Genomic DNA, 12,995 nt, shown 5'->3' with positions numbered 1-12,995 from the left:
CGGGTCACGTGTTACATCGCAGCGTTGAAGATATCCAGCATTTCTTTGGCAATTTCGCGGGCATTTTGGCACATAGGTAAAGAAAGCGGCGGCTCCGGTTGGAATTGAGCGCTCCCATGCTACCCTTCCGGCGAATCGTGCCCGTCGCCACGCATCAAGGAATTTCAGAATGCTTCGGATCGTCCTCCTCGCCGCTTTCATGCTTACCTGCGGTGCCGCCGCCGCGGAACCCGTGCATGGTATCGCCATGCATGGTTCGGCAGCGCTGCCTGCCGATTATAAGCACTTCCCTTACGTCAATCCCGACGTGAAGAAGGGCGGGAAGATCACCTACGGCGTGGTCGGCACTTTCGATAGTTTAAACCCCTTTATCCTGAAAAGCATGCGCACGACGGCGCGCGGCATGTGGGATCCGCAATTCGGCAACCTCATCTACGAATCCATGCTGCAGCGTTCGAGCGACGAGCCCTTCACGCTCTACGGCCTGCTGGCGGAAACGGTGGAATGGGACGAAGACCGCACCTTCATCCAGTTCAACCTCAATCCGAAAGCCAGGTGGTCGGACGGGCAGCCGGTCACGCCCGAAGACGTGATCTTTTCCTTCGAGCTCCTGCGCGACAAAGGGCGCGTGCCCTTCTCCAGCCGCCTCAATCTCGTTTCAAAGATGGAGAAGATTGGCGACCACAGCGTACGCTTCACCTTCAATGAGAAGGCAGACCGCGAGACGCCGATGATCTTCGGCCTGTTTCCCATCCTGCCGAAACACGCGATCGACCCCGATAGCTTCGACCGCAGCTCGCTCACGCCACCTGTTGGATCCGGTCCCTACAAGATCAAGAGCCTGAAGCCGGGCGAAAGCATCACCTATGAGCGCGACCCGAATTACTGGGGCAAGGACATTCCGGCCAAGGTCGGAATGGACAACTACGACCAGCTCACCGTCCAGTATTTCCTGCAGGATACGACGCTTTTCGAGGCCTTCAAGAAAGGCGACGTCGATATCTACCTGGAAGGCAATCCGGGGCATTGGGCCAATGCCTATGATTTCCCGGCCGCAACGTCGGGCGCGGTCGTGAAGGATGTGTTCAAGCCGAAACTGCCGAGCGGTATGCTCGGCTTCGTGTTCAATACGCGGCGGCCGATCTTTAGCGATATCAAGGTGCGCGAGGGCCTGTCGCTGGTCTTCGATTTCGAATGGGCCAACAAGAACCTCTATTCCGGCGCTTACAAGCGCACGCAAAGCTTCTGGCAGAATTCCGATCTCTCGAGTTTCGGGGTACCGGCGGATGCGCGTGAGCTGGCGCTGCTTGGACCGATCAAGGACCAGATCGACCCCGCCATTCTTGACGGCAGCTACAAGCTGCCGGTGACCGATGGCTCGGGACGCGACCGCAACGTGCTGAGGCAGGCTGTCGACCTCCTGAAACAGGGAGGCTACACGATCCAGGGCGGCAAGATGGCCGATCAGAGCGGCAAGCAGCTCGCCTTCGAGATCATGACCCAGAATGCTGACCAGGAGAAGCTCGCCGTCGCCTACCAGCGATCGCTGCAGACGATCGGTGTCGCCGCGTCGATCCGCACCGTCGACGATTCGCAGTATCAAAGCCGCACGAACAGCTTCGACTATGACATGATCATGAAGGCCTACACCTCATCGCTCTCACCCGGCAACGAGCAACTCGGCCGCTGGTCGTCCGCTGCCCGCACGCGTGAAGGGACGGACAGTTTCGCCGGGGCCAACGACCCCAATCTCGATACGCTGATCGATCATCTGCTGCGCTCGCGCTCGACAGAGGATTTTACGGCGTCCGTCCGCTCCTATGACCGGCTGCTGCTCTCCAACCACTATATGCTACCCCTCTACCACATCGATCAGCAGTGGGTTGCGCGCAACAAGCGCATCGGTCACCCAGATGTGGTGCCGCTCTATGGCTATCAGTTACAGACATGGTGGGATACGAGCGCGCAATAATCACATCATCAGGCGCGTCGTTCTATTTCCTTTCTCTTGCCTCGACCTTCCTCTAAAGATCGTCGAAAACATCTTCTATGCGATTGAGCCAACCGTCATTGAGGGATGGCAGAATAAGGAATCACAATGGAACGCATCACCATCGACGTTGTCTCTGATGTCGTCTGCCCCTGGTGCTATCTCGGCAAGGCGCGGCTGGAGTTGGCGATCGCCGAGGTGCAGGATGATATCGGCGTCGATATCAACTGGCGCCCCTACCGCCTCAACCCGGATTATCCGCCCGAAGGTGTCGACCAGAAAAAGATGCTGGAGCAGAAACTCGGTGGCGCCGAACGCGTGGCTGAGGCGCACAAGATGCTGACCGGCTATGGCCGCGAAGTCGGCATCAAGTTCAATTTCGAGGCCATCAAGATCGGGCCGAATACGCTCGATGCGCACCGCCTGATCCACTGGGCTGGTGTCGAGGACCGGCAGAAGCAAGAGGCAGTCGTCTCGGCGCTGTTCAAGGCCAATTTCGAGGAAGGCCGCAATGTCGGCGATCATGAGGTGCTGCTCGATATTGCCGAGAAGTCAGGTCTGCAGCGCTCGGTCATTGCCGCCCTGCTCGCTTCGGACGCCGATAGCAGCGTCATTCTCTCGGAAATCGACGCAGCGCAGCGCATGGGCGTCAACGGCGTGCCGTTCTTCATCTTCGACCAGCAATATGCCGTCAGCGGCGCACAGACACCTGATGTGCTGGCAGGCGCTCTCAGGGAAATTGCCGCAGCTAAGGCCGAAGCACGCGCTGGGATGAACTGACGCGCGTCAGGATCGACAAACTGAAAACGCAGTTGGAGGGCAGTCCGGTTTTCGCCGGGCTGCCCTTAGCTTTTCGCGAGTTCCGCAAGCTGCGTCATGATAACGGCTGCACCTTGCAGACGCTTTTCCGGGGTCGGCAGGTCGCGGGTCAGGAAGAGGCTGTGGTCAGGGCGGATCTTCGCCATCGCACCCTGCTTGCCAATATAACCGACGAGATTGGCGGGGTTGGGGAATTCCTTGTTGCGGAACTGCACGACGACGCCCTTGGGGCCGGCATCGAGTTTCTCGACATTGGCCGTGCGGCAGAGCGACTTGATGTAGACGATCTTCAGCAGGTGCTGGACCTCCACCGGCATCGGGCCGAAGCGATCGATCATCTCGGCACCGAAGCCATCGATCTCCTTGAGATCGGTGAGTTCGCCGAGGCGGCGGTAGAGCGCCATCCGCAGGTGCAGGTCGGGTACGTAGCCTTCCGGGATCATCACGGTCGTGCCGACGGATATCTGCGGCGACCAGCCGGTATCCTGGATCTCGTCGACGCCCTTCACCTCGGCGACTGCCTCTTCCAGCATCTGCTGATACAGCTCGAAGCCGACTTCCTTGATGTGGCCGGACTGTTCCTCGCCGAGCAGGTTGCCCGCACCGCGTATATCGAGGTCGTGGCTTGCGAGCTGGAAGCCGGCGCCGAGTGTGTCCAGCGACTGCAGCACCTTGAGGCGGCGCTCGGCAGTTGCCGTCAGCACCTTGTTGACCGGCAGCGTGAAGAGCGCGAAGGCGCGCACCTTCGAACGGCCGACACGGCCGCGCAGCTGGTAGAGCTGCGCGAGGCCGAACATATCGGCGCGATGGACGATCAGCGTGTTCGCCGTCGGCACATCGAGGCCGGATTCGACGATGGTGGTCGAGAGCAGCACATCGTAACGGCCTTCATAGAAGGCATTCATGATGTCCTCCAGTTCGCCGGCCGGCATCTGGCCATGGGCGACAGCAACCTTCAGCTCCGGCACGTCGGACTGCAGGAAGGCGTGGACGTCTTCCAGATCGGCTAAGCGCGGGCAGACATAGAAGCTCTGACCGCCGCGATAGTGCTCGCGCATCAGCGTCTCGCGGATGACGAGGCTGTCGAAGGGCGAAATGAAGGTGCGCACCGCCATGCGGTCGACCGGCGGCGTGGTGATCAGCGAGAGTTCGCGCACCCCGGTCATGGCAAGCTGCAGCGTGCGCGGGATCGGCGTTGCCGAGAGCGTCAGCACATGCACGTCGCTCTTCAACTCCTTCAGGCGTTCCTTGTGCTTGACGCCGAAATGCTGCTCTTCGTCGATGATCAACAGGCCGAGATTGGCAAAGTTGATGCCGGCGCCGAGCAGCGCGTGGGTGCCGACGACGATGTCAGTCTTGCCGTCGGCGACTTCCTTCTTGGTGAGCGCCAGCTCCTTGGAGCCGACGAGGCGCGAGGCCTGCTGGATGCGGATCGGCAGACCACGGAACCGCTCGGAGAAAGTCTTGAAATGCTGGCGGGAGAGCAGCGTCGTCGGCACGACGACGGCGACCTGCACGCCGTTCATGGCAGCGACGAAGGCGGCGCGCAGTGCGACCTCGGTCTTGCCGAAGCCGACGTCGCCGCAGACCAAGCGATCCATCGGGCGGCCGGCGCCGAGATCTCCGCGCACGGCTTCGATGGCGTTGTCCTGATCTTCCGTTTCGTCATAGGGGAAACGGGCGGCGAATTCGTCGTAGAGCCCTTCCGGCGTCGTCAGCACGGGCGCGTGGCGCGTCAGGCGCTCGGCGGCGATGCGGATCAGCGCATCGGCCATATCCAGCAGCCGCTTTTTCAGCTTGGCCTTGCGCATCTGCCATGCGCCACCGCCGAGCTTGTCGAGCTGTACTTCCGTGCCCTCACCGCCAAAGCGCGATAGAAGATCGATATTTTCGACCGGCAGGAAAAGCTTGGCATCATCTGCATATTGCAGCTCGAGGCAGGCATGCGGCGCACCGGCCGCCTCGATGGTGCGAAGGCCGACGAAACGGCCGATGCCGTGTTCGGCGTGGACGACGATCGATCCTTCATCAAGGCCGGCGACTTCGGAGATGAAGTCTGCCGCACGCTTCCTGCGGCGGGAGCGGCGCACCATACGGTCGCCGAGAATATCCTGCTCGCCGATGACGATGAGATCGCCGGTTTCGAAACCGGATTCGAGGCTGAATACAGCCGCTGCCGCCTCACCCTTTGCCAGGCCGCCGAGATCCTTCAGCGCGGTGATCGGCTTGACCCGCTCAAGGCCGTGTTCGTTCAGCACTTGCAGCAGACGCTCGAGCGACCCCTCGGTCCAGGCGGTGATGACGACCTTCGCGCCGCTGGCGCGCTTGTCGGCAATATGTTTGACAACGACGTCGAAGACGTTGACGCGCTCGGCATCGCCGCCGCTTTCGGCATTGGAGCGCGCCCATCGCGGCCCCTGGCGTGCATCGAGATTGACGACGCGGCGTGCTTCGCCCTCGTGTTCGTTGAAAGGCGACACTCTGATAGCGTTGATCGCATCGAGCGTGCGCGCGAAGGTCTTGCTGTCGAGATAGAGCTGACCGGGCGAGACCGGCTTATAGGGCGTGCCCTGCGCCATCTGGCCCTTGCCCGGCTGGCCGGAATTCAGGCGCGCATCGTAATAGTCGTAGACGAGCTTGGAACGCTCTTCGGCCGCCTCGCGAACCGTATGATCGGTGACGATGCGGAAGCCGGAGAGGTAATCGAACACCGTCTCCAGCTTCTCGTAGAACAGCGGAAGCCAGTGCTCCATGCCGGGATAGCGGCGACCTTCGGAGACGGCGAGGTAGAGCGCATCGTCGCGCGTAGCGGCACCGAAGGTGGAAAGGTAGTTCTTGCGGAAACGGCTGATCGTATCCGGCGTCAGCGTCACCTCGCTCATCGGGTTGAGATCGAGGGAGCGGACCTGCCCGATCGTGCGCTGGCTTGCCGGATCGAAGCTGCGGATCGATTCCAGCGTGTCGCCGAAGAAATCGAGGCGGACGGGCTCTTCCGACCCGGGCACGAAGACATCGAGGATGCCGCCGCGCACGGCATATTCGCCGACCTCGCGCACGGTCGCCACACGCTCGAAGCCGTTGCGCTCCAGCCGGCCGGCAATATCCTCCATGCGCACCTGATTACCTGGTCGCGCCGAGAAGGTAAGGCTTTCGATGATATCCTGCGGCGCCACCTTCTGCAGCATGGCATTGGCCGTCACCAGCACGATTGCCGCATGCGGCTTCTTGCGGTGGGCGATCAAGCCCGAGAGCGCGGCCAGACGGCGTGCCGAGGTATCGGCGCTTGGCGACACACGGTCATAGGGAAGACAGTCCCAGGCGGGCAGTGTCAGGACCGGAATATCGGGCGCGACGAAGCCCAGCATCTGCTCCAGATCAGTCATACGATGACCGTCCGACAGAACATAGGCAACGGGTTCGCCGTTGCGGGCGAGCTCGGCAAGCAGCAGCGGTTCCATGCCGGCAGGCACGTTGCCGATCGTCAGCGGCTCGGCGGCGGCTGCAAGCTTCTTGGCGTCAAAACCAGGGATCATTCAGGCATCCGGGGCGTGTCAAAATCGGGCTTATAGGCAGCGATGCGGGCAAACATGGGTGTCTTTAAATGCTCGGGCGTCGGCCAGGTTCCCATGATCCAGCGCACGAGGTCATTGTCCTCCTCGGCCATGATCGTCTCGAACTCGTCAAGCTCGGCTTCGCTCATGGTGGGGAGTTCGTTTTCAGCGAACTGGCCGAAGACAAGATCCATCTCTCTGATACCGCGGTGCCAGCAACGGAAAAGAATCCGGCGGCGGCGCGGGTCAAGACCGGCGCTCGTGAGCGTTACACCTGTCATGGCATTCACCTTCTTTGTTGATGCGCCTCTATAGACCCTCGAAAGCGGCTTGTCAGCCTTGCCAAGGCCCTATTGTTCATCGCATTTTGGCGCCCATGCGCCCCGCCATTCTCGATCCGCTGTTTTCTCCCGTTTCGGGCCTTCCTGGCGTCGGCCCGAAGATCTCGGAGCTCTTCGTCAAGCTGCTCGGACGAGAGACGCCTGACGATTGCCGGGTCATCGACCTCCTGTTCCATGCGCCCTATTCACTGATCGACCGGCGCAACCAGCCGGGGATAGCCCGTGCGCCGCAGGGCGCTATCGTGACGATCACCGCCCGTGTGGACCGACATCAGGCGCCGCCACGCGGCAAGAGCAATATTCCCTACCGCGTCTTCCTGCACGATGAGACTGGCGAGCTTTCGCTCGTTTTCTTCCGCGGACAGGCGGCGTGGCTGGAAAAACAGCTGCCGATAGACGAGGAAGTAACCGTCAGTGGCAAGGTCGATTGGTTCAACGGCCGCGCCTCCATGGTCCACCCCGACTATATCGTCAAGGCGAGCGATGCCGAGAACCTGCCGCTGGTCGAGCCGATCTATCCGCTGACGGCGGGGCTTTCGCCGAAGACGCTACGCAAGATCATCGACGCGGCCCTACCCCGCATGCCGGAACTGCCGGAATGGATCGATCTTTCGCTGGCGCAGAAGCAAGGTCTGCCATCGATCCGCGACAGCTTTCATATGCTCCACGAGCCGCGGGATCCATCCGACATCGATCCGCAAGCCCCTGCCCGCCGCAGGCTTGCCTATGACGAGTTCCTGGCCGGTCAGCTGTCGCTGACGCTGGTGCGCCAGAGGCTGCGCAAAGTGGCCGGGCAACCCGTATATGCCACAGGAGAAATCAGCGGCAAAATATTGCAAAACCTTCCCTTTTCGCCAACACGCAGCCAAACCGAAGCCGTTGCCGACGTCCTGAAGGATATGGCTGGCACGGAGCGCATGCTGCGGCTCCTGCAAGGGGATGTCGGCTCCGGCAAAACGCTGGTCGCGCTGCTGTCTATGGCGGCCGTCATCGAGAGTGGCGGACAAGCCGTGCTGATGGCGCCGACGGAAATTCTCGCCCGCCAGCATCATGCGACGATCTCGAAATTTGCGGGTGCCGCCGGTCTTGGCGTCGAAGTACTGACGGGCCGCACCAAGGGTCGCGAGCGCGAAGATATTCTCGAGCGCATTGCGTCGGGCGAAGCGCAGATCATCATCGGCACGCACGCCCTCTTCCAGGACAGCGTCAATTACAAGAACCTGATGCTCGCCGTTGTCGACGAGCAGCATCGTTTCGGCGTGCACCAGCGCCTGCGGCTAACGGCAAAGGGCATCTCGCCGCATATGCTCGTCATGACGGCAACGCCGATCCCACGCACGCTGGTGCTGGCAGCCTTCGGCGACATGGACGTCTCGAAGCTGACGGAGAAGCCGGCTGGCCGCAAGCCGATCCAGACGATCACCGTTCCGACCGAGCGGACCGGCGAGATCGTTGGCCGCCTGAAGAGTGCGCTGATGGAAGGCAAGAAGGCCTACTGGATCTGCCCGTTGGTCGAGGAATCCGAAGAGCTGGATCTGATGTCGGCGGAGGAGCGGCATGCGACGCTGGTCTCTGCGCTCGGTCCAGGCATCGGCCTCATTCACGGGCGCATGAGCGGACCGGAGAAAGATGCCGTGATGCTCGCCTTCAAGAGCGGCGAATTGCGGCTGCTGGTGGCGACGACCGTCGTCGAAGTCGGCGTCGACGTGCCGGATGCAACGATCATGGTGATCGAGCATGCCGAGCGCTTCGGGCTGGCGCAGCTGCACCAGCTTCGCGGGCGTGTCGGACGAGGCGACGAGGCCTCGACCTGCATCCTGCTCTATAAGGGGCCTCTCGGTGAAACGGGCCATGCGCGGCTCTCCATCATGCGCGAAACGGAAGACGGCTTCCGGATTGCGGAAGAGGATCTGAAGCTGCGCGGCGAAGGCGAAGTTCTCGGGACGCGTCAGTCAGGTACGCCGGGCTTTCGTATCGCCAGTCTCGAGGCGCATGCCGACCTCCTGGAGATCGCCCGCAAGGACGCGGCCTATCTGATCGAGCGCGATCCGGAATTGACAAGCGAACGCGGCGAGGCAGTGCGTACCCTGCTCTATCTCTTCCGTCGAGACGAAGCGATCCGGTTTCTCAGAGCCGGTTAGTCGACCTTGGATATCGCTTTCGGCTTGGGACGGACGACCGGCAAATGTTCCGGGGCGACGAGGCCGCCTGATATCAGGAATTTGGCGGCATCCTCCGGGTTCATGTCGAGCATAACGATCTTCTCGCGCGGCACGAAGACGAGGAAGCCCGCCGTCGGCACCGGTGTTGGCGGCAGGAAGACCGCGACCATATCCTCACCCATCGCATTGAACTTCGAGCCAATCTCGCCCTTGGCATCGGTGGCGATGAAAACGAGCGCCCAAAGGCCTGGGCCAGGATATTCGATCAAGCCGACCTTCTTGAAGGAATTCGACTGTTCCTTCAGCACCGTTTCGAAGATCTGCTTCACGCTTCTGTAGATAGTGCGCACCAGCGGCATGCGCTGAACGATAGATTCGCCGAAGCGGACGATGCTCTGACCGATGAGGTTCTTGCCGAGGAAGCCAACAATCGTGATGATAATCACCGCGGTCAACAAGCCGAAGCCGGGAATGGCGAAATTTATGTAGCTTTCCGGATTCCAGCGCGCCGGGATATAGGGCCGCACCCAGCTGTCAGACCAGTGTATGAAGGTCCAGGTCAGCCAGATGGTGATCGCGATCGGTGCACAGATGATAAGGCCGGCGAGAAAATTATTCCTCAGCCGCATTGCGACCGGCACTCGGGGAGCCTTCTCGGTCATCTTTTCTGATGAACTCCGTTTCAGTCTTTAGACAGTCCGGTTCACCCGGCCTTCCCCCTGTGTCCGCAGGCACAAAACTGCCAGAATTCGGCTTATCATACAATATATTTCGGCCTGTTAGGACTTACTCCACAGTCACCGATTTTGCGAGGTTGCGCGGCTGGTCGACGTCCGTGCCCATGAAGACCGCCGTGTGGTAGGCGAGCAGCTGGATCGGCAGCGAGAAGATCATCGGCGAGATGATTTCATCGACATTCGGAAGCGTGATCGTCGCCATCGTCGGCAGTTTCGAAGCAGCCGCACCGTTCTCGTCGGTGATGAAGATGATTCGGCCGCCGCGGGCTGCGACTTCCTGCATGTTGGAGACCGTCTTCTCGAAGAAACGGTCATAGGGTGCGATGACGATGACGGGCATGTTTTCGTCGATCAGCGCAATCGGTCCATGCTTCAGCTCGCCCGCGGCATAGCCTTCGGCATGGATGTAAGAGATTTCCTTGAGCTTCAGCGCGCCTTCCATGGCGAGCGGGAAGCTGGTGCCGCGGCCGAGATAGAGCACGTCCTTGCACTTTGAGAGTTCGCGGGACAAGCCTTCCATCTGCGGCTGAATGAGATTGAGGACGCGGCTCATGATGCGCGGCATTTCCGCAAGATGGCGCACCATCGCCTTCTCGTCGTCGGCGCTGATCGTGCCGCGCGCACGGCCGGCGCCGATTGCCAGCGAAGCAAGCACGGCAAGCTGGCAGGTGAAGGCTTTGGTGGAGGCAACGCCGATTTCCGGGCCGGCCATGATCGGGAAGACGGCGTCGGATTCGCGGGCGATGGTCGATTCCCGCACGTTGACCACGGCGCCGATCTTCAAACCGTTGTCTTTGCAGTAGCGGAGTGATGCCAGCGTATCGGCGGTCTCACCCGACTGCGATATGAAGAGGGCTGCCTGCGAGGGCTGCAGCGGCATTTCACGGTAACGGAACTCCGAGGCGACATCGATTTCGACCGGCAGGCGCGCATAACGCTCGAACCAGTATTTGCCGATCAGGCCGGCGAGATAGGCCGTGCCGCAGGCCGAGATTGCAAGACCGGTCGCGGCCTTGAAATCGATGGCGGATGCATTCGGGCTGATCGTGTTGGCGGCGAAATCCACATAGTGGCTGAGCGCATGGGAGATGACCTCGGGCTGCTCGTAGATTTCCTTTTCCATGAAGTGGCGGTGATTGCCCTTGTCGACCACATAAGCGGTCGCCTGGGAGATCTGCCGCGGACGCTTGACCACCCTGCCGGAGAAATCGAGTACGGTCGCGCCCTCGCGGTTGATGATCGCCCAGTCGCCATCGACGAGATAGGTGATCTCGTTGGTGAATGGCGATAGCGCAATGGCATCCGAGCCCAGGAACATTTCACCCTTGCCGTAACCGATGGCCAGCGGCGGGCCGGAGCGGGCCGCCATGATCGTGCCTGGGTCATTCTTTAGCATGACCGCCAGCGCATAGGCGCCGGTGACGCGGTTCAGCATCTTCAGCATGGCTTCGCGCGGGGAAAGACCCTCGCGCAGATATTTCGCCATCAGGTGGGCGACGACTTCCGTATCGGTCTGGCTTTGAAAGGCAGCGCCCTCGTGGCTCAGCTCGTCACGCAGCTCGGAGAAGTTCTCGATGATGCCATTGTGGACGACGGCAACGCCTTCGACGAAATGCGGATGGGCGTTGGTCTCGTTCGGCACACCATGGGTTGCCCACCGCGTATGGGCGATGCCGGTCGTTCCGGGCAGCGGCTCGCTGTCGAGACGCTTTTCGAGATTGAAGAGCTTGCCCTCGGCGCGGCGGCGATCCATCACACCTTCATGGATGGTGGCGACGCCGGCGGAATCATAGCCGCGATATTCCAGCCGCTTCAGCGCATCGACGAGACGGCCCGCAACCGGCGCATTTCCGACGATCCCCACAATTCCACACATGCAAACATCCCCTCAGACCTATCCAGTGAGGCCACTCCTAGCGATTCTCGCTTATTTCTCAATTGGTACGGCGGTCACTTTCGGTGTCCGCCCGTTACGCAAGAAGGCTCAACCCTTGGCCTTTTTCGCCGCCTTGATGGCAAGTGCCCGCTCGCGCAGCAGCTTGGCCCGCTCGGGCTTGATTTCCTGCCGCGCACGGCCGAAAGCCAGCGCATTATCAGGCACACCCGCCGTGATGACGCTACCCGAAGCGATATAGGCGCTGTCCCCTATCGTGACGGGGGCAACCAGCGACGAGTTCGAGCCGATGAAGGTGTCCTTGCCGATAACAGTCTCGAACTTGTTCACGCCGTCATAATTGCAGGTGATCGTGCCGGCACCGATATTGGTGCCGGAGCCGATGACGGCATCACCGATATAAGTCAGGTGATTGACCTTGGCGCCCTCGCCGATCTTGCCATTCTTGACCTCGCAGAAATTGCCGACTTTGGAACCATTGGCGAGATCGGCACCTGGCCGCAGGCGCGCAAACGGGCCGACCGTCGCACCTTCGCTGACATGGGCGCCCTCGATATGCGAGAAGGCATGAATGACCGCGCCGCTATCGATGACGGCGCCGGGACCGAAGACGACGTTCGGCTCGATCAGCGCATCCTGGCCAATCACGGTGTCATAGGAGAGGAAGACCGTCTCCGGGGCGATCATAGTAACACCCGAGAGCATCAGTTCATGACGGCGGCGCTCCTGCCAGAAACGTTCGATCGCAGCGAGTTCAGCACGGTTGTTGCAGCCGGCCATCTCGACTTCAGGCGCATCGACGGCAGTGACGCGGCCACCGAGCGAGCGGGCGATCTCGACAAGATCCGTCAGATAATATTCGCCCTTGGCATTGCTGTTGCCGATGCGTGACAGAAGGTCGAGAGCCTTGCGGCCGTTGATCGCCATCAGGCCGCTATTGCACCACTTGACGGTGCGCTCGGCATCGGTCGCGTCCTTTTCCTCGCGAATGGCAATCAGTTCGCCGTCCTTGACGAGCAGACGTCCGTAGCCGGTCGGACGATCCGTGTGAAAACCAATCACGACGATGTCACTGCCTTCGGCAATCGCCTTGCGCGCCTCGAGCAGCGGACCCGCCGTCTGGAGCGGCACATCACCGTAGGTCACAAGGATATCGTCATAGCCTTCGGCAATCGCCTCGCGGGCGGCGAGAACAGCGTGGCCGGTACCGAGACGTTGTTCCTGAATGTAGGATTTGATCGTCACGCCGCCGATATCGGCGGCCCTCGCCACTTTCTCGGCATCGCGGCCGACGACGAGGGCCACGGATGAAACGCCTGTCGCGGCCACGGCATCGACGACATGCGCGATCATCGGCCGGCCGGCGACCTCATGAAGCACCTTCGACTTTGCGGATTTCATTCGCGTGCTGTCGCCGGCGGCGAGAATGACGGCAAGGCAGGTGCGTTCCATGGGCAGACTCCGAAAATCCATTGCTAGTCGGCTGTTCTGCCGCTCATAG

8 protein-coding genes are annotated in these 12,995 nt (G+C 61.1%); 3 read left to right on the top strand and 5 right to left on the bottom strand.

Translation table 11 applies throughout. The annotated features are described in order from the left end of the window. Positions 1-169: 169 nt before the first annotated feature. Positions 170-1,972, top strand: a complete 1,803-nt coding sequence (locus AC1DTN_RS15300) for an extracellular solute-binding protein (protein ID WP_477921579.1) — start codon at positions 170-172, stop codon at positions 1,970-1,972. Positions 1,973-2,098: 126 nt separating this feature from the next. After that, positions 2,099-2,770 carry a DsbA family oxidoreductase gene (locus tag AC1DTN_RS15295; protein ID WP_477921578.1) on the top strand — a complete coding sequence of 224 codons (672 nt, stop codon included), beginning with the start codon at positions 2,099-2,101 and terminating at the stop codon, positions 2,768-2,770. A gap of 65 nt (positions 2,771-2,835) precedes the next feature. On the opposite strand, the gene mfd is transcribed toward AC1DTN_RS15295, so the two are convergent. Further along, the gene (gene mfd, locus AC1DTN_RS15290) at positions 2,836-6,342 is read right to left on the bottom strand and encodes a transcription-repair coupling factor (protein WP_477921577.1); all 3,507 of its coding nucleotides are present in this window, start codon (positions 6,340-6,342) and stop codon (positions 2,836-2,838) included. Further along, the gene (locus tag AC1DTN_RS15285) at positions 6,339-6,641 is read right to left on the bottom strand and encodes an FAD assembly factor SdhE (protein ID WP_007811944.1); all 303 of its coding nucleotides are present in this window, start codon (positions 6,639-6,641) and stop codon (positions 6,339-6,341) included. Before AC1DTN_RS15285 ends, mfd begins: the two co-directional genes overlap by 4 nt. Positions 6,642-6,736: 95 nt before the next feature. Between AC1DTN_RS15285 and recG the strand changes: the two genes are divergently transcribed. Continuing rightward, positions 6,737-8,842, top strand: coding sequence for an ATP-dependent DNA helicase RecG (gene recG, locus AC1DTN_RS15280; protein WP_477921576.1), 2,106 nt, complete (start codon positions 6,737-6,739; stop codon positions 8,840-8,842). Here recG and AC1DTN_RS15275 read toward each other — a convergent pair. From AC1DTN_RS15275 to glmU, 3 genes are all read right to left on the bottom strand, one after another. After that, complete coding sequence (locus tag AC1DTN_RS15275; RefSeq protein WP_113319907.1) at positions 8,839-9,525, bottom strand: DUF502 domain-containing protein; 687 nt, start codon at positions 9,523-9,525, stop codon at positions 8,839-8,841. The two genes, recG and AC1DTN_RS15275, sit on opposite strands and share 4 nt — an antisense overlap. Positions 9,526-9,649: 124 nt before the next feature. Next, positions 9,650-11,476, bottom strand: coding sequence for a glutamine--fructose-6-phosphate transaminase (isomerizing) (gene glmS / locus AC1DTN_RS15270; RefSeq protein WP_477921575.1), 1,827 nt, complete (start codon positions 11,474-11,476; stop codon positions 9,650-9,652). A 108-nt stretch (positions 11,477-11,584) separates the two neighbouring features. After that, positions 11,585-12,946, bottom strand: coding sequence for a bifunctional UDP-N-acetylglucosamine diphosphorylase/glucosamine-1-phosphate N-acetyltransferase GlmU (gene glmU / locus AC1DTN_RS15265; RefSeq protein WP_477921574.1), 1,362 nt, complete (start codon positions 12,944-12,946; stop codon positions 11,585-11,587). Positions 12,947-12,995: the final 49 nt, after the last annotated feature.

It is taken from the genome of Rhizobium sp. 01T444 (assembly GCF_056398305.1).
Note: the sequence above shows the minus strand (reverse complement) of the source record. Positions and strands in the feature narration are given on the sequence as shown.